At 48.8% G+C, this 23727-nt stretch carries 19 protein-coding genes and 1 tRNA gene; 12 read left to right on the top strand and 8 right to left on the bottom strand.

What is annotated here, in order from left to right:
- The 5 genes from HV041_RS24550 to argG all read right to left on the bottom strand — a co-directional run.
- Window positions 1-391, bottom strand: a 391-nt coding sequence (locus tag HV041_RS24550; protein WP_182294299.1) for an FAD-dependent oxidoreductase, incomplete at its 3' end; no start/stop codon positions are given.
- Window positions 375-1304 (bottom strand): glycosyltransferase, encoded by a 930-nt coding sequence (locus HV041_RS24555; RefSeq protein ID WP_048213396.1) that lies wholly within the window; start codon window positions 1302-1304, stop codon window positions 375-377. The genes HV041_RS24550 and HV041_RS24555, both read right to left, overlap by 17 nt.
- On the bottom strand, window positions 1276-2460 hold the full coding sequence (locus tag HV041_RS24560; protein WP_048213395.1) for a polysaccharide biosynthesis protein: 1185 nt from the start codon (window positions 2458-2460) through the stop codon (window positions 1276-1278). The genes HV041_RS24555 and HV041_RS24560 overlap by 29 nt, the downstream gene beginning before the upstream one ends.
- Window positions 2457-3917, bottom strand: coding sequence for a hypothetical protein (locus tag HV041_RS24565; protein ID WP_168216434.1), 1461 nt, complete (start codon window positions 3915-3917; stop codon window positions 2457-2459). Before HV041_RS24565 ends, HV041_RS24560 begins: the two co-directional genes overlap by 4 nt.
- Window positions 3918-5069: 1152 nt before the next feature.
- Window positions 5070-6413 (bottom strand): argininosuccinate synthase, encoded by a 1344-nt coding sequence (argG, locus tag HV041_RS24570; RefSeq protein ID WP_005131837.1) that lies wholly within the window; start codon window positions 6411-6413, stop codon window positions 5070-5072.
- Between the two features lie 345 nt (window positions 6414-6758).
- Here argG and HV041_RS24575 point away from each other — a divergent pair.
- The 12 genes from HV041_RS24575 (at window position 6759) to mtr (ending at window position 20496) form a co-directional block, all read left to right on the top strand.
- A tRNA-Met gene (locus HV041_RS24575) sits at window positions 6759-6835 on the top strand.
- Between the two features lie 207 nt (window positions 6836-7042).
- Complete coding sequence (gene rimP / locus HV041_RS24580; RefSeq protein WP_061068860.1) at window positions 7043-7495, top strand: ribosome maturation factor RimP; 453 nt, start codon at window positions 7043-7045, stop codon at window positions 7493-7495.
- A gap of 28 nt (window positions 7496-7523) precedes the next feature.
- Window positions 7524-9011: a transcription termination factor NusA gene (gene nusA / locus HV041_RS24585; protein ID WP_043017784.1), complete on the top strand. Its 1488-nt coding sequence runs from the start codon at window positions 7524-7526 to the stop codon at window positions 9009-9011.
- A 24-nt stretch (window positions 9012-9035) separates the two neighbouring features.
- Window positions 9036-11726 carry a translation initiation factor IF-2 gene (gene infB, locus HV041_RS24590; RefSeq protein ID WP_048213393.1) on the top strand — a complete coding sequence of 897 codons (2691 nt, stop codon included), beginning with the start codon at window positions 9036-9038 and terminating at the stop codon, window positions 11724-11726.
- A 146-nt stretch (window positions 11727-11872) separates the two neighbouring features.
- Window positions 11873-12277, top strand: a complete 405-nt coding sequence (gene rbfA, locus HV041_RS24595) for a 30S ribosome-binding factor RbfA (RefSeq protein ID WP_003024988.1) — start codon at window positions 11873-11875, stop codon at window positions 12275-12277.
- On the top strand, window positions 12277-13221 hold the full coding sequence (gene truB / locus HV041_RS24600; protein WP_003024986.1) for a tRNA pseudouridine(55) synthase TruB: 945 nt from the start codon (window positions 12277-12279) through the stop codon (window positions 13219-13221). Before rbfA ends, truB begins: the two co-directional genes overlap by 1 nt.
- 148 nt (window positions 13222-13369) lie before the next feature.
- Window positions 13370-13639, top strand: coding sequence for a 30S ribosomal protein S15 (gene rpsO / locus HV041_RS24605; protein WP_000059465.1), 270 nt, complete (start codon window positions 13370-13372; stop codon window positions 13637-13639).
- Between the two features lie 246 nt (window positions 13640-13885).
- Complete coding sequence (pnp, locus tag HV041_RS24610; RefSeq protein ID WP_047408353.1) at window positions 13886-16018, top strand: polyribonucleotide nucleotidyltransferase; 2133 nt, start codon at window positions 13886-13888, stop codon at window positions 16016-16018.
- 109 nt (window positions 16019-16127) lie between these two features.
- Window positions 16128-17012 carry a lipoprotein NlpI gene (nlpI, locus tag HV041_RS24615; RefSeq protein ID WP_040234121.1) on the top strand — a complete coding sequence of 295 codons (885 nt, stop codon included), beginning with the start codon at window positions 16128-16130 and terminating at the stop codon, window positions 17010-17012.
- A gap of 106 nt (window positions 17013-17118) precedes the next feature.
- Window positions 17119-17199: a protein YrbN gene (yrbN, locus tag HV041_RS24620; protein WP_010723222.1), complete on the top strand. Its 81-nt coding sequence runs from the start codon at window positions 17119-17121 to the stop codon at window positions 17197-17199.
- Window positions 17192-19114, top strand: a complete 1923-nt coding sequence (gene deaD / locus HV041_RS24625) for an ATP-dependent RNA helicase DeaD (RefSeq protein ID WP_061068683.1) — start codon at window positions 17192-17194, stop codon at window positions 19112-19114. The genes yrbN and deaD overlap by 8 nt, the downstream gene beginning before the upstream one ends.
- A 137-nt stretch (window positions 19115-19251) precedes the next feature.
- On the top strand, window positions 19252-20496 hold the full coding sequence (gene mtr, locus HV041_RS24630; RefSeq protein ID WP_121585103.1) for a tryptophan permease: 1245 nt from the start codon (window positions 19252-19254) through the stop codon (window positions 20494-20496).
- Between the two features lie 90 nt (window positions 20497-20586).
- Here the strand turns inward: mtr and HV041_RS24635 are convergent, their stop codons facing one another.
- The 3 genes from HV041_RS24635 to HV041_RS24645 form a co-directional block, all read right to left on the bottom strand.
- Window positions 20587-21594: a luciferase-like monooxygenase gene (locus HV041_RS24635; protein ID WP_182294300.1), complete on the bottom strand. Its 1008-nt coding sequence runs from the start codon at window positions 21592-21594 to the stop codon at window positions 20587-20589.
- A gap of 78 nt (window positions 21595-21672) precedes the next feature.
- Window positions 21673-22569, bottom strand: a complete 897-nt coding sequence (locus HV041_RS24640) for a U32 family peptidase (RefSeq protein ID WP_048213388.1) — start codon at window positions 22567-22569, stop codon at window positions 21673-21675.
- On the bottom strand, window positions 22560-23555 hold the full coding sequence (locus HV041_RS24645; protein ID WP_115642792.1) for a peptidase U32 family protein: 996 nt from the start codon (window positions 23553-23555) through the stop codon (window positions 22560-22562). The genes HV041_RS24640 and HV041_RS24645 overlap by 10 nt, the downstream gene beginning before the upstream one ends.
- Between the last annotated feature and the right edge of the window lie 172 nt (window positions 23556-23727).

The following is a 23727-nucleotide window of genomic DNA, read 5'->3' on the forward strand; positions in this document are numbered from 1 at the left end:
TTAGGTTTTTATTCGTTAGATCTCTGATCCAATGTGGGGCGATATCACAAGGCGCCCCTATCCTTTGGCAAAATAACTGAAACTGACGTGCAGTTACTTTTCCAAGAATGCGCCCGACCATATAAAATTTTGAGAATTCATCATCAATACATTCTTTAAAATCATTACAGAAAATTGGGAATGATGCCCTGGACCTTAATGCTGTGAGATGGCTGCGTGGATAATGATAACCATTGTGTACGCGAGCCTGGTTTACATACGAGGCACGCTCCATTAAAGACGATTCTTTTTCAAACAGAGTGACCTTATGTCCTTGGGAAGCTAAATAGTTAGCGATATAAACACCAAAAAAGCCTCCGCCAATAATGATAGAATCATTTGTTATGTTCATCAATTCTCCTATTTTTTATTATTGAATGGATAAAGTTAAGTAGATTGGCCTTATCCATTATTTTATCCCAGTTATATTCTTTAATGTGCGCCCAATACTCGCCATTTGATAAATAGTCCTCAGGTCTAAAATCAATTAGGCTTTCATTGAAAAATTGAATGTTATCAATTTTTTTATTTTTAGCAAAAGACTCAACCCATTCAATTCGAGTTGAGCATACGTTTAGTCCCATCGCTAAATACTCTAGTACCTTTGTTGATGTCTGATATTTATAAGGGTAAATATTAGGGGTGTAATTTATCCCACACTTTGCTTTACAGGCTAATGCTGGTATATCCTTGTAATTTAGCCGACCAGAAAATATTATATTAGGAAAGGCTTTAAAATCATTATATAAGTCATTAGGGCATTCGCCAATCACAAGTAATGTGTACTGATAATATTTTTCACTAAAACACTGCAGTAGTTTTCTTATGTTTCTTTTTGCTGAGAGACTCCCAATGTACACGAAATCATATTCTTTTGTTATATTATTATTTTTCCTAAAGAAGTGTTCGCTAACCCCCATATCTCTATATGTAAATGGGACATGGTCGTTAAAGAATGCCTTTTGTTTTATTGTTTCATTTAAAAACACTCTTCCATCTGGAACGATATTTATTAATCTTTTTATTTTGTCTTTTACAATTCCGTAGGGCGGAGTGGAAAGTGAAGCATATTCATGAATATGCAGTCCTGATACTTTCTTTTTATGTTCCACTCCCATAAAAAACCAATATATATCTGCATTTAATATATCTTCGGGATGTTCTACGATAGATACTTGTAACCCAAGGTTGGAGAAATAATCTTTGTAAATTTCGATCTCAGGTAGATACTCTAAACTATTTTTGATAAAAGCTATTCGAGACATCCTTCCACCTTAAAGATAAAAATATAAAGACTATTATTGCCAGTATGTACATGCTGACAGATGTCAAAGCTACAATGTTATGTAGCTTTATACCTATTACTGAGAGTGTTATATAGAAAATAGGTTTCAATCCATATCTCAATAAATCGATAAAGAAAATTTCCTTTGTAGCAGTAAAAAAAATAGCGCGATTATAACTGGGGGACAGAATTAATATTGCCGCAAGCCAGAAAGATAAACTCTGCAAGTATATAATACTACCACTCCATTTATTGCCAATTAGATAAACAACTGCAGGTAATATAAAGTACGATGATATTATATATATAACGCCTAATATGATGCCGATAATGCCATATTTAAATAATGCTCTTTTTTCTTTATTTGAGAGGCTATAAAGCACTGCGCGACTCATTGCCGAGTTCATTAGCGTGACAAAGACCGTGGTTATTTTTTCTGCGATTGCATACAGTGCTGAGGAATGATAGCCAAAGAAACTGGAAATAAATATTATTGGTAAATGAGTTCCTATAGATGGAATCATCGATGATGTTGTATGGATAATCATATATTTAGTATTTTTTCTGACAATACTTATTGACGCGCCTAACCATTTCTCTTTGCTATTATCAAACTTGATTCTACTAATAATCAGTACAATCGTTGAGCCAATGATTGTCCCGATAATAAGCCCATACTGAAACTTCATTAGTGCTAATTGTGATAAACCAACTAATATAACTCTATTTAGTTGCATTATATTTAGTTTTCGATGGTTACCGGTTGATGTGTGGTAATCATAGAGAATCTCAAATGAGTTGAAGCAAAAAATAAGGATTGGTATAGAAATATAAATAATTGATAAGTTGAAAAATAGAACACTGATAACCACTATTAGCGATGATACTATCGTTGTACTCAACGATAGTATCTGGCAAGCACGAAAGAGCAACCGCTTTTCATAGATATCACTGGTGATTAGCAAAAGATTCAGTCGTAATGCACCGACGTAGGATATCAGGCCTGACCATGCCATAATTGTTGCATAAAGGCCGAAAGCTTCTACTGAATAAAATTTCACAAGAGCCAGCATGATGCCTATTCCAAGCACTTGTGATAACAAACTGCCACTAAAAATTGATATGAAAAATTTCATTTTTTGATAATATGCAATTTACTAGTGCATTGAATAGTCGGTAAGTCTGTTAATATTGAATTCTTACTGTAAATGGCATCAATATTATAGTCGTGAATAAATCTATTGATATTATTTTTGTCAATATTAGTCGGAGACAAAAAATACAATGCTGTACTGGTTATAGCGTCTTCGGATACAGATACTTGTTCAAAGCCATTTTCTGTAATAAACAAAATCCTCTCCAAATTATGCTTTTCAACACATTGCCGTATGTTATCTTTATCTATCAGTGTTATATATTCTTGTGAGCTGTCAATTGATATGCTTTTTTTTACCGTTCTCCCGATAGTCCAGGCTGAACTAATTATAATTGTATAGATCAAACACAGTGTCGTTATCTTATTTTTACTGTAAATTGCAGGCGTTGTATAAAGTAAGAAAAGCGTTATTAATAAGTATAGGTTAAAGAAATATCTACCATCAGTATATCCTGTGAGTCCTACAATAGGCACTACTGAACTAATAGTAACGATCAGGAAAATTAGTTTAGTACCTATATATCCCTTTAACGTGATAAGCATATTTTTCTTATGAGAAATATACTTATAAATCAGATATGCTAATATTATAAATGTAGGTGTTAATGCCCCCCATAGTATAAATGAAGTAAATGTTTTTATTTCTTTTACTATGATATTTGTTATGAAACTTAAAAAACTATTATTTTCAATTGATGGTACATAATCTAGAGCACCAAACTGGGGTGGCATCAACACTAATTTAGAGCTTTCAGTTATCCATAACGTATTGAAATATCGCTCAGAATACGTTATCCATATTACAATAGATATTAGTGGTGGGACTAAGAATAAAATTTTCCCAATTACCTTTTTCTCTTTAAATAACACCCATAATGTGAAAATTATAAATGAGATGAGAAATTCAAAACGTGTCAGTATGGATACTGAAAAAATTAAGCCAATAGTAAATAATTGCTTGGTGCTAAGATATTGCTGCGAGATGAAAATATAGCTAATTAATAATATTTCTAGCGTCGCCAGTGGTATTGATCTTCCATAAGCCACCTCCTGAAAAAAGGGGGGGTATAATAATATAAATGAGATTATTATTAGTCGTTCTTGATTTAAATTTAATTTTTTTAATATTGCTCCTGAAACAATACAACAGGCTATTAATATTAAAATATTTAATACCAGTGAAGAGTAAATTCCGATATTTAAAATGGTGTCTATGAAGTGTATCAGTAAAGGATAGAAAAAAGGAAACGAAGGGCTATGTAACGAATTATATTGATACTGTCTGATGAAAGATGGTTCATATCCAGAAAATATTTGTTTTGATAAGTCATAATATGTCCAGCTATCAACCGTAAACCCTTTAAATAAAATAGCATCTAAAAAAATCTTACCAATAAATATCGCCAAACATAAATAAATGTTTATTTTGAGATTCAAATTTATTACCTCTGGTGTTAAAGGTATTTAATTCAATGTATATCTAATATGGGCTAAAACGAGATAATTCCTATTTGAAAAATTCTCTTTGTGTGATGTATAGATTATAGCAGTAAGCATTTTTGTTAAATTACAAATGAGGCATCAGGAGGTTATTTCTTAGTCTAAATTACAATATATGTGCTAAAAACGAGTTGAGGATGTATGTTCTGCCATCACCGAATGACCAGTATCTGGCATCATTCTGTTGCCTTCATGCTTTTTTTAGGAACGCTACCGCCCTAGCCATGCTTGTACAAGCGATGAAGGCTATAAGATTTTGAACTAAAAGTTAAGTGATGTTTAAACTTAACTTCACAACCGCTATTTTTAAATATGCAGATAGCTTCAGTATTTTAGACCTGTAATGGTCGAAAATCAGCATTTTCTTGCGGATCTTTTCTGTTGTGACTATTGCCATTCAACGTGTTGATTACACACATTTTTTCATGTAGAACTGGATGGCTATATTTTCAGTCAGTTAGGTGAAGTACCGCAGGAAAACCAGGCTGTGGGTTGCTTCAGCATAGTACTACAACCAAAATCAACTCGGGAGTTCTTCAGGAACGATGCCTTCAGATATGTTTTGTGAGTCACCATCTCATTACCTGAGTACGGCAAAATATCAAGTTTTTATATCATTCAACAGGTTACAAAACATGAAATTATACGGGTTTATCACTAAAGCATACCTGTTGTCTGGTAAGATTTTGCTTATTAAAACAAATGATAAATGCTGGAGCATTTTGCCGTTTGGCGGAGATGTTGTCAATACTGCGGCATTTAACCGGTTTGGCTACGTTATTTCACTCTTGATGAGTAAGTTCTTCCTTAGCGCGCAGAGGGGAATGGGGAGATACTATTAATCCTGGCGGTTTTATTAGCGGTTAATACGTGGTAAGTGAGATGTGTATTTTTACAGTTGAGTGAACAATCGGTTAACTAACTTTGAGCAATGTTAATACGCTTTAGCGAAAGGCTGAGGTATAAAACTGCATGAATACAAATCATCAATAGGTTGATTACTTTTATGCATTTACATATAGCTGCTGCGTTCATAAATTTTAAATGACAAAAGCCGCGCAAGCGGCTTTTGTCATTTATGTAAAGGGATTACTTCGCCTTGTTTTCCAGATTCTCAACCTGTGGCAGACCGGTTGCGGAAGAGGCGGTCAACAGGCCAGACTGTGCATAGCCGAACAGCTTTTCACGAGTATCGGTAATATCCAGGTTACGCATGGTCAGTTGACCGATACGATCGTCTGGCGAGAATACGGAATCACCTTTCTCCATGGTCAAACGTTCTGGCTTGTAGGTCAGGTTGTCAGACACGGTGTTAAGGATTGAATAGTCGTTACCGCGACGCAGTTCCAGCGTGACTTCGCCGGTAATCTGGCTGGCTACCCAACGTTGCAGACCATCACGCAGCATCAGCGCCTGTGAGTCGAACCAGCGCCCCTGATACAACAGACGACCGAGCTGGCGACCGTGCGCGTGATATTGCTCAATGGTGTCTTCGTTATGAATACCGGTCAGCAAACGCTCGTAGGCGATGTGCAGCAGCGCCATCCCCGGGGCTTCATAGATACCGCGGCTTTTTGCTTCAATAATACGGTTTTCAATCTGGTCGCTCATACCCAGACCATGACGACCGCCGATACGGTTGGCCTCCAGCATCATCTCAACGTCGTCACTGAAGGTCTTACCGTTCAGCGCAACCGGATGGCCTTGTTCAAAGCGTACGGTCACTTCTTCAGCCGGGATCTTCACGCTCTCATCCCAGAACTTAACGCCCATAATCGGGTTGACGATTTTGACGCTGGAGTTCAGGAATTCCAGATCTTTTGCTTCGTGAGTCGCGCCGAGCATATTGGAGTCGGTGGAATACGCTTTTTCGACAGACATCTTGTAGTCGAAGCCGCAGGCGATCATAAATTCGGACATCTCATGGCGACCACCGAGTTCGTCGATAAAATCGGTATCCAGCCACGGTTTATAAATCTGCAGTTCGGCGTTGGTTAACAGACCATAACGATAGAAACGTTCAATATCGTTGCCTTTATAGGTACTACCGTCACCCCAAATGTTCACGCCATCTTCTTTCATGGCGGCAACCAACATAGTGCCTGTCACTGCGCGGCCCAGTGGGGTGGTATTGAAATAGGTCAGCCCGCCGGTGGTGTTATGGAACGCACCACACTGAATGGCAGCGATCCCTTCGGCAACCAACTGCTTGCGGCAATCAACCAGGCGAGCATTCTCAGCACCATATTCCATTGCACGGCGAGGAATGGCGTCATAGTCATCCTCATCCGGCTGGCCCAAATTCGCAGTATATGCATATGGGACAGCCCCTTTTTGTCGCATCCACAGCAGTGCTGCACTGGTGTCCAGGCCGCCGGAAAAAGCGATACCAATACGTTGACCTACCGGGAGATGCTTGAGAATCGTCGTCATAAAATAAAACCCTGCTTGATAGACTGGTGAAGAGGTCGGCTTTTTATGTTAATTGCATTTTTATGCAAAATAAATGAGTTTTCATTTAATCACCTTTTAACGATGACAGGAAGAGTTTAGTGATAATTTCGTTAAATAACGCTGTAGATGGCGGATTTATCTTTCCTGTCTTCCGCCGTATTTGTGCTGGTTAGCATTCATTGATTTGCATAGTCGTAACAAGGTTGACATAACACATAGTGAATCAATATACTGTGCGCAGATTTTACGTCCCGTCCTCGGTACCAAATCCCAGCAGTATTTGCATTTTTTACCCAAAACAAGTAAAATTTGCCACGTTTCAGGCGCGGGGTGGAGCAGCCTGGTAGCTCGTCGGGCTCATAACCCGAAGGTCGTCGGTTCGAATCCGGCCCCCGCAACCACTTTCCCTTAGAGTTCTTTTTCAAATATACTGTGAAGACTTAGGCCTTCTTAGCTGGATTTGAAAAAAATTCTTTCGGAAGGTTCTCCGAACCGCAGGTGCGGTTATAGGGTTCAGTTATCTAAAACCCCGATTTATCGGGGTTTTTTGTTATCTGACTACAGAATAACTGGGCTTTAGGCCCTTTTTTTATGTCTTGGGGGTGGGCTTGTCCACATTAGAGCAAAAATTAACAGAGATGATTACAGCGCCGGTTGAAGCCCTGGGCTACGAACTGGTCGGCATCGAATTTATTCGCGGTCGCACATCCACACTGCGCATCTATATTGATAGTGAAGATGGCATCAATGTTGATGATTGTGCTGATGTGAGCCATCAGGTAAGCGCCGTGATGGATGTCGAAGACCCGATCACCGTTGCCTATAACCTGGAAGTCTCCTCTCCGGGTCTCGACCGTCCTCTGTTCACAGCTGAACACTACGTGCGTTTCCTGGGTGAAGAAGTCACGCTGGTTCTTCGTATGGCGGTACAAAACCGTCGTAAATGGCAGGGCGTTATCAAAGCGGTGGACGGTGAGATGATCACGGTCACAGTCGACGGTAAAGATGAAGTGTTCGCGCTGAGTAATATCCAGAAGGCGAACCTGGTTCCCCACTTTTAACAGTCTGGATTGAGGTGAAAAGCCCGCGATGAACAAAGAAATTTTGGCTGTTGTTGAAGCCGTATCCAACGAAAAAGCGCTGCCACGCGAGAAAATTTTTGAAGCGCTGGAAAGTGCGCTGGCTACAGCAACAAAGAAAAAATATGAGCAAGAGATCGACGTTCGCGTAGAAATCGATCGTAAAAGCGGTGATTTCGATACCTTCCGTCGTTGGGTAATCGTAGAAGAAGTTACTCAGCCGACCAAAGAAATTACGCTGGAAGCGGCACGTTTCGAAGACGAAAGTCTGAACGTGGGCGAATATGTTGAAGATCAGATTGAATCTGTCACCTTTGACCGTATCACCACTCAGACCGCGAAACAGGTTATCGTACAGAAAGTACGTGAAGCTGAACGTGCAATGGTTGTTGATCAATTCCGCGAGCACGAAGGCGAAATCGTTACTGGCGTGGTGAAGAAAGTAAACCGCGACAACATTTCTCTGGATCTGGGCAGCAATGCTGAAGCCGTGATCCTGCGTGAAGACATGCTCCCGCGTGAAAACTTCCGCCCAGGTGACCGTATTCGTGGCGTTCTGTACTCTGTACGCCCGGAAGCGCGCGGTGCGCAACTGTTCGTAACTCGTTCCAAACCGGAAATGCTGGTTGAACTGTTCCGCATTGAAGTGCCAGAAATTGGCGAAGAAGTGATCGAAATTAAAGCGGCAGCTCGCGATCCAGGATCGCGTGCGAAAATCGCCGTTAAGACCAACGACAAGCGTATTGATCCGGTCGGCGCGTGTGTTGGTATGCGCGGTGCGCGCGTTCAGGCGGTTTCTACCGAACTGGGCGGCGAGCGTATTGATATCGTCCTGTGGGATGATAACCCGGCGCAATTCGTGATTAACGCAATGGCGCCAGCAGACGTCGCTTCTATCGTGGTGGATGAAGACAAACACACCATGGATATCGCGGTTGAAGCCGGTAACCTGGCGCAGGCGATTGGACGTAATGGTCAGAACGTCCGCCTGGCTTCACAACTGAGCGGTTGGGAACTCAACGTGATGACCGTTGATGACCTGCAGGCGAAGCATCAGGCAGAAGCACATGCAGCTATTGACACCTTCACCAAATATCTCGATATCGATGAAGATTTCGCGACCGTTCTGGTGGAAGAAGGTTTTGCGACGCTGGAAGAACTGGCCTACGTGCCAATGAAAGAGCTGCTGGAAATCGACGGCCTGGATGAACAGACTGTTGAAGCGCTGCGCGAGCGTGCTAAAAACGCACTGACCACTCTGGCACTGGCCCAGGAAGAAAGCCTCGGTGATAACAAACCGGCTGACGATCTGCTGAATCTGGAAGGATTGGATCGTGAGATGGCCTTCAAACTGGCTGCCCGTGGTGTTTGTACGCTGGAAGATCTCGCTGAACAGGGCATTGATGATCTGGCTGATATCGAAGGGTTGACCGACGAAAAAGCCGGTGAGCTGATTATGGCTGCCCGTAATATTTGCTGGTTCGGCGACGAAGCGTAATAAACTGTAGCAGGAAGGAACAGTATGACAGATGTAACCGTAAAAACACTGGCTGCAGAGATACAGACCTCCGTGGATCGCCTGGTACAGCAATTTGCTGATGCAGGTATCCCGAAGTCTGCTGACGACTCTGTATCCGCACAAGAGAAACAAACCTTACTGGCGCACCTGAACCGTGAAAACGGCTCTGCGCCGGATAAGTTGACATTGCAGCGTAAAACGCGCAGTACTCTCAATATTCCAGGTACCGGTGGGAAAAGTAAATCGGTACAAATCGAAGTCCGCAAGACACGCACCTTTGTGAAACGCGATCCGCAAGAGGCTGAACGCCTTGCCGCGGAAGAGCAGGCGCAGCGTGAAGCGGAAGAGCAAGCCCGTCGTGAGGCAGAAGAAGCTGCCAAACGCGAGGCGCAACAAAAAGCCGAACGTGAGGCCGCAGAACAAGCTAAGCGTGAAGCCGCTGATAAAGCGAAACGTGAAGCTGCGGAAAAAGACAAAGTGAGCAATCAACAGACCGACGATATGACTAAAACCGCCCAGGCCGAAAAAGCCCGCCGTGAAAATGAAGCCGCTGAACTGAAGCGTAAAGCGGAAGAAGAAGCACGTCGCAAGCTTGAAGAAGAAGCGCGCCGCGTAGCGGAAGAAGCTCGCCGTATGGCGGAAGAAAATGAGAAAAATGGTGTGAATAACGCTGAACCTGTTGAAGATACCAGCGATTATCACGTCACCACTTCCCAGCACGCTCGCCAGGCTGAAGACGAGAACGATCGTGAAGTCGAAGGCGGCCGTGGTCGTACTCGCAGCACGAAAGCAGCGCGTCCGGCGAAGAAAGGCAACAAACACGCTGAATCTAAAGCTGACCGTGAAGAAGCGCGTGCCGCGGTTCGCGGTGGTAAAGGCGGTAAGCAGCGTAAAGGTTCCGCTCTGCAGCAGGGCTTCCAGAAGCCAGCTCAGGCCGTTAACCGTGACGTTGTGATCGGCGAAACCATCACCGTTGGCGATCTGGCGAACAAGATGGCGGTCAAAGGCTCTCAGGTCATCAAAGCAATGATGAAACTGGGCGCAATGGCGACCATTAACCAGGTCATCGACCAGGAAACCGCACAGCTGGTTGCCGAAGAGATGGGCCACAAAGTTATCCTGCGTCGTGAAAACGAGCTGGAAGAAGCAGTAATGAGCGACCGTGACACCGGCGCAGCGGCTGAACCGCGCGCACCGGTAGTCACCATCATGGGTCACGTTGACCACGGTAAAACGTCTCTGCTGGACTACATTCGTTCTACGAAAGTGGCCTCTGGCGAAGCAGGCGGCATTACCCAGCACATCGGTGCGTACCACGTTGAAACTGACAACGGTATGATCACCTTCCTGGATACCCCGGGTCACGCCGCGTTTACCTCCATGCGTGCTCGTGGTGCTCAGGCAACGGATATCGTTGTTCTGGTTGTTGCAGCAGACGACGGCGTGATGCCGCAGACTATCGAAGCAATCCAGCACGCGAAAGCGGCAGGTGTGCCGGTAGTGGTTGCAGTCAACAAGATCGATAAACCAGAAGCGGATCCTGATCGCGTTAAAAACGAACTGTCCCAGTACGGCATCATGCCGGAAGAGTGGGGCGGCGAGAGCCAATTCGTTCACGTTTCTGCGAAAGCGGGTACCGGTATCGACGAGCTGCTGGATGCTATCCTGCTGCAGGCTGAAGTTCTGGAACTGAAGGCTGTTCGTAAAGGTATGGCGAGCGGTGCGGTTATCGAATCCTTCCTGGATAAAGGTCGTGGTCCGGTTGCTACCGTACTGGTGCGTGAAGGTACGCTGCACAAAGGCGACATCGTACTCTGTGGCTTCGAATACGGTCGCGTTCGTGCGATGCGTAACGAATTGGGTCAGGAAGTACTGGAAGCAGGTCCATCCATTCCGGTGGAAATCCTCGGTCTGTCCGGTGTTCCGGCTGCAGGTGACGAAGTTACTGTCGTTCGTGACGAGAAGAAAGCCCGTGAAGTTGCACTGTATCGTCAGGGCAAATTCCGTGAAGTTAAACTGGCTCGTCAGCAGAAATCTAAACTTGAAAACATGTTCGCTAACATGACTGATGGTGAAGTTCACGAAGTGAACATCGTCCTGAAAGCCGACGTGCAGGGTTCTGTCGAAGCGATTTCTGACTCTTTACTGAAACTGTCTACCGACGAAGTAAAAGTGAAGATCATCGGTTCCGGCGTGGGTGGTATCACCGAAACCGACGCGACTCTGGCAGCGGCATCCAACGCGATTCTGGTTGGCTTCAACGTCCGTGCTGATGCCTCTGCACGTAAAGTTATCGAATCTGAAAGCCTGGATCTGCGTTACTACTCCGTCATCTATCATCTGATCGACGAAGTGAAAGCAGCGATGAGCGGCATGCTGTCTCCGGAGCTGAAACAGCAGATCATTGGTCTGGCTGAAGTTCGTGACGTGTTCAAATCACCGAAATTCGGCGCTATCGCAGGCTGTATGGTTACCGAAGGTACGATCAAACGTCACAACCCAATCCGTGTACTGCGCGACAACGTGGTTATCTATGAAGGTGAGCTGGAATCCCTGCGCCGCTTCAAAGATGACGTCAACGAAGTCCGTAACGGCATGGAATGTGGTATCGGCGTGAAGAACTACAACGACGTTCGCGTTGGCGATATGATCGAAGTGTTCGAGATCATCGAGATTAAACGTACCATCGCATAATCTTCGTCGTCTTTTGGGTCGCAACTTGCAGCCCAAAATCCTGAGAAGATGATTAAGCGTAGGCCGGGTAAGCGAAGCGCCACCCGGCAAGAAATTTAAAAAGGGGCTTATTGCCCCTTTTTTGTCTTTATTCTGGAGAATTTATTATGGCGAAAGAATTTGGTCGCCCGCAGCGCGTCGCGCAGGAGATGCAGAAAGAAATCGCACTCATCCTGCAGCGCGAAATCAAAGACCCACGCGTGGGCATGATGACTACCGTGTCTGGTGTTGAGATGTCCCGTGATCTGGCGTATGCCAAAGTATTCGTGACGTTCCTGAACGACCAGGACGAAGCTGCCGTTAAAAATGGTATTAAGGCGCTGCAGGAAGCTTCTGGTTTTATCCGCTCTCTGCTGGGTAAAGCCATGCGTCTGCGTATCGTGCCGGAACTGACCTTCTTCTACGACAACTCACTGGTCGAAGGGATGCGCATGTCCAACCTGGTGACCAGCGTGGTGAAACATGACGATGAGCGTCGTGTGAACCCAGCGGACGACAGCAAGGAGGACTGATGAGTCGTCCTCGTCGTCGTGGTCGCGACATTCACGGTGTTCTGCTGCTGGACAAACCGCAAGGCATGTCCAGCAATGACGTACTGCAAAAAGTAAAGCGCATCTACAATGCCAACCGCGCGGGGCATACCGGCGCGCTGGATCCGCTGGCGACAGGCATGCTGCCGATTTGCCTCGGTGAAGCGACGAAGTTTTCACAGTATTTGCTGGATTCTGATAAACGCTATCGTGTGGTTGCCCGTCTGGGCCAGCGTACTGACACCTCGGATGCTGATGGGCAAATCGTGCAGGAACGTCCGGTAACCTTCACCGCTGAGCAGCTTGCAAGCGCGCTGGAGACTTTCCGCGGCGATATCGAGCAGATCCCGTCAATGTATTCGGCGCTGAAGTATCAGGGTAAGAAGCTGTACGAATATGCGCGTCAGGGTATTGAAGTGCCGCGTGAAGCGCGACCGATTACCGTCTATGAGCTGCTGTTTATCCGTCACGAAGGTAACGAACTGGAGCTGGAAGTTCACTGTTCCAAAGGCACCTATATTCGCACCATTGTTGACGATCTCGGTGAGAAGTTGGGCTGCGGCGCGCACGTCACGTATCTGCGTCGTTTGACGGTCAGCAAGTATCCGGTGGATCGAATGGTGACGCTGGAACATTTGCGTGAGCTGGTTGAACAGGCCGAGCAGCAGAACATTCCGGCAGCACAGCTACTTGATCCTTTGCTGATGCCAATGGACAGTCCAGCATCGGACTATCCTGTTGTTAATTTGCCTTTAACATCCTCGGTTTACTTTAAAAATGGTAACCCGGTACGGACGTCAGGCGCGCCGCTGGAAGGGCTGGTCCGCGTGACGGAAGGCGATGACGGCAAGTTTATCGGCATGGGGGAGATGGACGATGAAGGTCGTGTCGCCCCCCGTCGCCTGGTGGTTGAGTATCCTGCATAGCGCTCTCTGTCTTGCGATAAAAGGGCGCTGCGAGTAGAATACTGCCGCTTAACGTCGCGTGAATTGTTTAACAATCTGCGTGGCGTATACTGGGATAGCTGAATTAGAGATCGGCATCCTTTCATTCTTATCACTTTGGAGTTTTAAAATGTCTCTAAGTACTGAAGCTACCGCTAAAATCGTTTCTGAGTTTGGTCGTGATGCAAACGACACCGGTTCTACCGATGTTCAGGTTGCACTGTTGACTGCACAGATTAACCACCTGCAGGGCCACTTTGCAGAGCACAAAAAAGATCACCACAGCCGTCGTGGTCTGCTGCGCATGGTTTCTCAGCGTCGTAAACTGCTCGACTACCTGAAACGTAAAGATGTTGCACGTTACACCGCGCTGATCGAGCGTCTGGGTCTGCGTCGCTAATTCTTTCGAGTTTCAGAAAGAGGGGGCCTTCATGGCCCCTTTTTTCCAGCAGATGGCAGCAATTCGCTGGAAACTAATGTATTGTTGCTATGAATGATCTTCCGTTGCAGAGGTTCGCGCGGCTAATGAGAGGCTTTACTCATGCTTATGGGTTAGGGTTGTCATTAGTCGCGAGGATGCGCAGAAGATCGGGTATTAACGATGGCGCAAAAATGTGCCGTCAAAAAATAGAGAAAGGATATTATTTTGCTTAATCCGATCGTTCGTAAATTCCAGTACGGTCAGCATACCGTTACGCTGGAAACCGGCATGATGGCGCGTCAGGCGACTGCCGCTGTTATGGTTAGCATGGATGACACCGCGGTATTCGTTACCGTTGTTGGCCAGAAAAAAGCGAAACCAGGCCAGGATTTCTTCCCGCTGACCGTTAACTATCAGGAGCGTACCTACGCTGCTGGCCGTATCCCGGGTAGCTTCTTCCGTCGTGAAGGCCGTCCGAGCGAAGGCGAAACCCTGATTGCGCGTCTGATTGACCGCCCGGTTCGTCCGCTGTTCCCGGAAGGCTTCGTTAACGAAGTTCAGGTTATCGCCACCGTTGTTTCCGTTAACCCGCAGGTTAACCCGGACATCGTGGCCATGATTGGTGCATCTGCTGCGCTGACGCTGTCTGGCATCCCATTTAACGGCCCGATCGGTGCTGCACGTGTTGGTTACATCAATGACCAGTACGTACTGAACCCGACTCAGGACGAACTGAAAGAAAGCAAGCTGGACCTGGTTGTTGCCGGTACAGAAGCTGCCGTACTGATGGTTGAATCCGAAGCTGAACTGCTGAGCGAAGACCAGATGCTGGGTGCTGTGGTCTTCGGTCACGAACAGCAGCAGGTTGTGATTCAGGCTATCAACGAGCTGGCGAAAGAAGCTGGCAAACCGCGTTGGGACTGGCAGCCAGAAGCCGTCAACGAAGCGCTGAACGCACGCGTTGCCGCACTGGCAGAAGCTCGCCTGAGCGATGCTTACCGCATCACCGACAAACAAGAGCGTTATGCTCAGGTTGACGTGATCAAATCTGAAACCATCGCGACCCTGGTGGCTGAAGACGAAACCCTGGACGCTAACGAACTGGGTGAAATCCTGCACGCTATCGAGAAAAACGTTGTTCGTAGCCGCGTACTGGCAGGCGAGCCGCGCATCGATGGCCGTGAAAAAGACATGATCCGTGGTCTGGACGTGCGTACTGGCGTTCTGCCGCGTACCCACGGTTCCGCACTGTTCACCCGTGGCGAAACTCAGGCGCTGGTTACTGCGACCCTGGGCACCACTCGTGATGCACAGAACCTCGACGAACTGATGGGCGAGCGTACTGACAACTTCCTGTTCCACTACAACTTCCCTCCGTACTGCGTAGGTGAAACCGGTATGGTCGGTTCTCCGAAGCGTCGTGAGATTGGTCACGGTCGTCTGGCGAAACGTGGCGTACTGGCAGTGATGCCGGAACTGGATAAATTCCCGTACACCGTGCGTGTGGTTTCTGAAATCACCGAATCTAACGGTTCTTCTTCTATGGCTTCCGTATGTGGCGCTTCCCTGGCGCTGATGGACGCAGGCGTGCCAATCAAAGCCGCCGTTGCGGGTATCGCGATGGGGCTGGTGAAAGAAGGCGACAACTATGTTGTTCTGTCTGACATCCTGGGCGACGAAGACCACCTGGGCGATATGGACTTCAAAGTGGCGGGTTCCCGCGACGGTATCTCTGCACTGCAGATGGATATCAAAATTGAAGGTATCACCAAAGAAATCATGCAGGTTGCTCTGAACCAGGCTAAAGGTGCGCGTCTGCACATCCTGGGTGTGATGGAACAAGCGATCAACGCACCGCGTGGCGATATCTCTGAATTTGCTCCGCGTATCCACACCATCAAGATCAGCCCGGACAAGATCAAAGACGTTATCGGTAAAGGCGGTTCTGTTATCCGTGCTCTGACCGAAGAAACCGGCACCACCATTGAAATCGAAGATGATGGTACCGTGAAGATTGCTGCGACCGACGGCGAAAAAGCGAAATATGCTATCCGCCGTATCGAAGAGATCACCGCAGAGATCGAAGTAGGCCGTATCTACAATGGTAAAGTGACCCGTATCGTTGACTTTGGCGCATTCGTTGCCATCGGTGGCGGTAAAGAAGGCCTGGTACACATCTCTCAGATCGCTGATAAGCGCGTTGAGAAAGTGACCGATTACCTGCAGATGGGTCAGGAAGTACCGGTCAAAGTTCTGGAAGTTGATCGCCAGGGCCGTGTACGTCTGAGCATTAAAGAAGCAACTGAGCAGTCTCAGCCTGCAGGCGAACCGGAAGCTCCGGCAAGCCAGGGCGAGTAAGGTTGCCATTGCCCTCCGTGAGAGCGGAGGGCCTTTAACCCGGCAGGATGCCTTGTTAGCAACCGGGGAACCTGGACGTTCATTCAATCGTTGTCTTCGGGAGTGGGAAATGAAGCCTTTTTTGCGCTGGTGTTTCGTTGCGACAGCACTCACGCTGGCTGGATGCAGTAATTCCACCTGGCGTAAGAGTGAAGTCCTCGCAGTACCATTGCAACCGACTTTGCAGCAGGAAGTGATTCTGGCACGTATGGAACAAATTCTTGCCAGTCGGGCTTTAACCGATGACGAACGCGCACAGCTTTTATATGAGCGCGGAGTGTTGTATGATAGTCTCGGTCTGAGGGCACTGGCGCGAAATGATTTTTCACAAGCGCTGGCAATCCGACCAGATATGCCTGAAGTATTCAATTACTTAGGTATATATTTAACGCAGGCAGGCAATTTTGATGCTGCCTATGAAGCGTTTGATTCTGTACTTGAGCTTGATCCAACTTACAACTACGCGCACTTAAATCGCGGTATCGCATTGTATTACGGCGGTCGCGACAAGTTAGCGCAAGATGATCTGCTAGCGTTTTATCAAGACGATCCCAATGATCCTTTCCGTAGTCTGTGGCTTTATCTCGCCGAGCAGAAGCTCGATGAGAAGCAGGCTAAAGAAGCGTTAAAGCAACGCTTTGAGAAATCGGATAAAGAGCAATGGGGATGGAACATTGTCGAGTTCTACCTGGGCAACATTAGCGAAGCAACGCTGATGGAACGCCTGAAGGCGGACGCAACGGATAACACCTCGCTCGCTGAGCATCTCAGTGAAACCAACTTCTATTTAGGTAAGTACTACCTAAGTCTGGGGGATTTGGACAACGCTACGGCATTGTTCAAACTGGCGGTGGCTAACAACGTTCATAACTTTGTTGAGCACCGATACGCATTGTTGGAATTATCGCTCCTGGGCCAGGACCAAGATGACCTGGCAGAATCGGACCAGCAATAGCTGACGTACACATCAGCCCGTAATCTTTTTTGATTGCCATCACCTTCACGGGTGAGGGCGTTGTTGTTCGTTAATACACCTACTTTGAGCCGGTTCACACTTTTCAATGAAAATTGCAGATCAATTTCATGATGAGTTATGTAGACTGGCCGCCATTAATTTTGAGGCACACGTACTACATGGCTGAATTCGAAACCACTTTTGCAGATCTGGGCCTGAAGGCTCCTATCCTTGAAGCCCTTAACGATCTGGGTTACGAAAAACCATCTCCAATCCAGGCAGAGTGCATTCCGCATCTGCTGGGCGGTCGCGATGTTCTGGGTATGGCCCAGACAGGTAGCGGCAAAACTGCAGCGTTCTCTTTACCGCTGCTCAACAATCTTGATCCTGAGCTGAAGGCACCTCAGATTCTGGTGCTGGCACCGACCCGCGAACTGGCGGTTCAGGTTGCAGAAGCCATGACGGATTTCTCTAAACACATGCGCGGCGTGAACGTGGTTGCCCTGTACGGCGGCCAGCGTTATGACGTGCAATTACGTGCCCTGCGTCAGGGACCACAGATCGTCGTCGGTACGCCGGGCCGTCTGCTGGATCACCTGAAGCGTGGGACTCTGGACCTCTCTAAACTGAGCGGTCTGGTACTGGACGAAGCAGACGAAATGCTGCGTATGGGCTTCATCGAAGACGTTGAAACCATCATGGCGCAGATCCCGGAAGGTCATCAGACCGCTCTGTTCTCCGCGACTATGCCGGAAGCGATTCGTCGTATTACCCGCCGCTTTATGAAAGAGCCGCAGGAAGTACGCATTCAATCCAGCGTTACTACGCGTCCTGACATCAGCCAGAGCTACTGGACTGTATGGGGCATGCGTAAAAATGAAGCGCTGGTGCGTTTCCTGGAAGCAGAAGATTTTGATGCGGCGATTATCTTCGTTCGTACCAAAAATGCGACCCTGGAAGTGGCAGAAGCGCTGGAGCGTAGCGGTTATAGCAGCGCTGCACTGAACGGCGACATGAACCAGTCCCTGCGTGAGCAGACTCTGGAACGTCTGAAAGATGGCCGCCTGGATATTCTGATTGCAACCGACGTTGCGGCCCGTGGCCTGGACGTTGAGCGTATCAGCCTGGTTGTTAACTACGACATCCCGATGGATTCCGAGTCTTACGTTCACCGCATCGGCCGTACTGGTCGTGCGGGTCGTGCTGGCCGTGCGCTGCTGTTCGTTGAGAACCGTGAGCGTCGTCTGCTGCGTAACATCGAACGCACCATGAAGCTGACGATTCCGGAAGTAGAACTGCCGAACGCAGAACTGCTGGGCAAACGCCGTCTGGAAAAATTCGCCGCTAAAGTACAGCAGCAGCTGGAAAGCAGCGATCTGGATCAGTACCGTGCTCTGCTGGCGAAAATGCAGCCGGAAGAAGAGCTGGATATCGAAACGCTGGCAGCCGCACTGCTGAAAATGGCTCAGGGCGAACGTCCGCTGATCCTGCCGCCAGATGCGCCGATGCGTCCGAAACGCGAATTCCGCGACCGTGACGATCGTGGTCCGCGTGACCGCAACGATCGTGGCCCGCGTAATGACCGTGGTGGTGAAGATCGTCCGCGTCGTGAACGTCGTGACGTTGGCGATATGCAGCTGTACCGCATTGAAGTGGGCCGTGATGACGGTGTTGAAGTTCGTCATATCGTTGGCGCGATTGCTAACGAAGGCGATATCAGCAGCCGTTACATCGGTAACATCAAGCTGTTTGCTTCCCACTCCACCATCGAGCTGCCGAAAGGTATGCCGGGCGACGTGCTGCAGCACTTTACCCGTACTCGCATCCTGAACAAGCCGATGAATATGCAGCTGGTTGGCGATGCAGTTCCGCACACCGGTGGTGAGCGTCGTGGCGGTGGCCGTTTCAGCGGCGAGCGTCGTGAAGGCGGTCGTGGCGAAGGTCGTAATTTCAGCGGTGAGCGCCGTGAAGGCGGTCGTGGCGATGGTCGTCGTTTCAGCGGCGAACGTCGTGAAGGCAACCGTGGTCCGCGTCGTGACGATTCTTCTGCTCCGCGTCGTGATGACTCCGCTGGTCGTCGTCGTTTCGGCGGTGACGCATAAGTTTCACTGCGTAAAGTAATATATACAGCCCCGATCTCAACAATCGGGGCTTTTTTTATTTTATTTGTACTCGTGTACTGGTACAGTGCGGCACATTGAGATGTAGTCACAATATAAATGACTGGAGAGATGGCTAAATGGCAACACTAACCACCACCCAAACGTCACCCTCGCTGCTCGGCGGCGTGGTGATTATCGGCGGCACCATTATTGGCGCGGGGATGTTTTCTCTGCCAGTGGTCATGTCCGGGGCGTGGTTTTTCTGGTCAATGGCGGCGCTGATCTTCACCTGGTTCTGTATGCTGCATTCCGGACTGATGATCCTCGAAGCGAACCTCAATTACCGCATTGGTTCCAGCTTTGACACCATCACGAAAGATCTGCTGGGTAAAGGCTGGAACGTGGTGAACGGCATTTCGATCGCCTTCGTTCTCTATATCCTGACCTACGCCTATATTTCAGCGAGCGGGTCGATTCTGCATCACACCTTCTTCGAGATGTCGCTGAATGTTCCGGCGCGCGCGGCGGGTCTTGGCTTTGCGCTGCTGGTGGCATTTGTGGTGTGGTTAAGCACCAAAGCGGTTAGCCGCATGACGGCAATTGTGCTGGGCGCAAAGGTGATTACCTTTTTCCTGACCTTTGGCAGTCTGCTGGGGCATGTTACGCCCACTACGCTGTTTAACGTGGCACAAAGCAACGCTTCATATACACCGTACCTGTTGATGACGCTGCCGTTTTGTCTGGCGTCGTTCGGCTACCACGGTAACGTCCCGAGCCTGATGAAGTACTACGGTAAAGATCCGAAAACCATTGTGAAGTGTCTGGTGTATGGCACGTTGCTGGCGCTGGTACTGTATACCGTATGGTTACTGGGAACGATGGGGAATATTCCACGTCCGGAGTTTATCGGTATTGCGCAGCAGGGCGGTAACATTGATGTGCTGGTACAGGCGCTGAGCGGTGTGCTGAACAGCCGCAGCCTGGATCTACTGTTAGTGGTGTTCTCTAACTTTGCGGTGGCGAGTTCATTCCTCGGCGTCACGCTCGGTCTGTTTGACTATCTGGCGGATCTGTTTGGCTTTGATGACTCGGCGATGGGGCGTTTTAAAACGGCATTGCTGACGTTTGTCCCGCCAATTGTGGGTGGATTGCTGTGGCCGAACGGTTTCCTGTACGCCATTGGCTATGCAGGACTCGCGGCAACCATCTGGGCCGCCATTGTTCCGGCGTTGCTGGCGCGTAAATCCCGCGAGCGTTTCGGTAGCCCGAAATTCCGCGTCTGGGGCGGCAAGCCGATGATTGCGCTGATCCTGGTATTTGGTATTGGCAACGCGATTATCCATATTCTGTCGAGCTTTAATCTGTTACCGGTTTATCAGTAACGTTGTTGTGCCGGATGGCGGCTGTGCCTTATCCGGCCTACTTGATCCTGTAGGCCCGGTAAGCGAAGCGCCACCGGGCAAAACAACGTACTACCCCAGCAACTCTTCTTTCACCTGCATCGCCAAATCAAACGAATGTAGCCGTGCCTGATGATCGAAAATCTGGCCGTTAACCATAATCTCATCGGCCTGGGTTTCACGCAAAATCGCGTCGAGACCGTGCCGCACTTTCGCCTTATCACCGACCAGCGACATGCTCAGCGTCTGTTGTACGCCGTATTGCTCAGAAGCGGACCACAACTGATGCATATTCTCTACCGGCGGCGGTAGCTGGCCAGTTTCGCCACGACGCAGTTTCACAAACGCTTGCTGCATTGAGGTGAAAAGAAATTCGGCGTCGCGATTGCTGTCAGAGGCAATGATGTTGATGCACACCATCGCATACGGCTTTGCCAGCCGCGCTGAGGGTTTGAACTGGGTGCGATACAGATGCAGCGCCTGATGCAGCATATCTGGAGCAAAATGCGACGCGAAGGCAAACGGCAGGCCGAGCTGGGCTGCCAACTGTGCGCTGTACAGGCTGGAGCCCAATAACCAGACCGGGATCTGCTCGCCGTAGCCGGGAACCGGGCGCACATGAGGGTTAGGATCGCGGGCGTCGAACCAGTCCACCAGTTCAGCTACGTCGCGTGGGAAGTTATCGATATCACCGCTCATGTGGCGGCGCAGCGCACGCATCGTTGGCTGATCGCTCCCCGGCGCGCGGCCAAGCCCAAGATCGATGCGTCCCGGATACAGCGTATTCAGGGTACCGAACTGCTCGGCGATCACCAGCGGCGAATGATTAGGCAGCATAACGCCACCGGAACCGAGATGCAGTGTGGTGGTATTGGCAGCCAGATAGCCAATCAGCACTGAAGTTGCGGCGCTGGCGATGCCGGTCATGTTGTGATGTTCTGCCAGCCAGTAGCGGTGGTAGCCGCGCTTTTCGGCCAGTCGGGCGAGATCAAGCGAGTGTGTGAAGGCCTCTTTTGCAGAAGAACCTTCAGGGATCGGTGCCAGATCCAGCACCGAGAACGGAATAGTTTTGTCAGTCATAACGGCTCACTTTGTTACCGGTTAATCTTTTAATACTGCATTAAAATTTGATTACCGTTGTTAACAAAGTGAGCTTTTTTACGCCTGCAGCTCCAGACCAGCCAGTCGCTTCCAGTAGCCGTTGCAGTCACTGTGGGCGGCAAGGGGTAATGGGGCCGTGCCATTTTTATTGGCGCGGAAGGCGTCGAGCATGGCGAATGTTTCAGTGCCTGAAGGGGACAGACGCACAATATCAACCAGACCCTGCATCGATGTCAGCTCGTTGCCGAGGTTGTAGACATAGCCGCTCATGGTCTGGATCCCGTTGAGGACAAAGACCTGCTGATTTTCCTGCGACAGCACATCACGCCCGTTGGGGTATTTGATGCAGCAGGTTTCACATTCGTCTTTTGGCCGATCTTCGGAACGCGCGGTAAAGCAGCGAGCAGAGTACGCCAGCGGCAGATGCCCGTAGCTCAGCACCTCGACTTCAAACTGATTGCGAATACCCAGCTCATCACACTGGTTGAGCAGGTTTACCAGCCAGTCACGGGACAGCTCAACCGGCATACACCAGCGCGTCATGCCCTGCTTGAGCAGCAAACGCAGGGTTACCGCGTTGTAGCAGTTGAGCGCATGCCCGGCGACAAACGGCAGCTTACGCTCGGCGCACATGTTTACCACGCCGAGATCGCTGGCTTCCACCAGGAAGTCGCCATTTTCAACATAGCGCTTCAGTTCTCCCAGCTCAGAGGAAGCTTGCACCAGCGCCAGCGTAGAGAGCACCACCTGTTTACCGCTGCCCGCGAGTGATTTCGCCATATCCAGCCAGTCGCCCACTTTGGTGGCGCGACGTTTACTGCATACCGCTTCGCCAAGATAGATAACGTCGGCCTGGCTTACGGCGGCCTGCTGATAAAAATCTTCCAGCGTTTCTTTCGGCCAGTACCACAGCACCGGCCCTAAGGAATATTTCATTGCTTCTCTCACTGCCATTTACGGTGATACGCGCCAAGCGTGGTCTGCGTGCCTTCGGACATTGAACCGAGCGTTTCCATCCACGCGTCCTGCGGGGCGTAGTTTTGAGGATCGGCCATACAGCGGTCGATCGCCTGACGCCACACTTTCGCCACCTGGCTGACATAAGCCGGGCTGCGCTGACGTCCCTCGATTTTGACCGAAGCAATATTGGCGGCCAGTAAGTCGGGCAGCAGTTCCAGCGTGTTCAGACTGGTGGGCTCTTCCAGTGCATGATAGCGTTCGCCATCAACCAGATAGCGACCTTTACACAGCGTCGGATAACCGGCGTTTTCTCCATCCTGATAGCGATCGATCAGAACTTCGTTTAGACGGGATTCCAGCCCTTGTGGGGTCTGTTGCCAGCGCACAAAGCGAGCAGGGGAGCAGGCACCCACGGTGTTTGGCGATTCGCCTGTCAAATAAGAAGATAAGTAGCAACGACCTTCTGCCATAATGCACAGACTGCCGAAGGCAAACACTTCTAACGGAACTGGGGTTACGCGGGCTAATTGCTTCACCTGATGAATCGACAGCACGCGTGGCAGTACGACCCGCGCAACGTCAAAGTTGCGATGGTAGAAATTAATTGCCTCTTCGTTAGTCGCAGATGCCTGAACGGAGACATGGCGCTCAATATGGGGATAGCGCTCTGCGGCATACTCAAGCATGGCGAGGTCGGCGAGGATCAGCGCATCCGCACCCAGTTGTGCCGCCATATCCACGGCACGTTGCCAGCGTACATACCCATCCGGATGGGCAAAGGTGTTAATCGCAATGTGCAGCTTACGGCGGTGCTGATGAACGAAACTCACCGCTTCCTGCAATTTTTTCTCGGTAAAATTAAGGCCGGCGAAATGACGGGCGTTGGTATCATCTTTCAGCCCGATGTAGACAGCATCAGCGCCGTTCTCGATGGCCGCCTTAAGCGCCGGGAGGTTTCCGGCAGGGCAGAGCAGCTCCATAATTTATCCTGAACGTTGCGCCATGTAGGGCGCAGAAATGTTAACGAAGAGGGATTTTAGTTAACCTTGCTGAGACAATTTTTGATTTGAGGCAGTTAAAGTCGTATTGGTGACACCAATAAAGAGGTAACAATTTCGTAGCGAATTGTTGATTTATGCCGCTATGTCGTTT

The sequence above is a fragment of the Citrobacter sp. RHBSTW-00029 genome (genome assembly GCF_014104295.1).
GTDB lineage: Bacteria > Pseudomonadota > Gammaproteobacteria > Enterobacterales > Enterobacteriaceae > Citrobacter > Citrobacter youngae.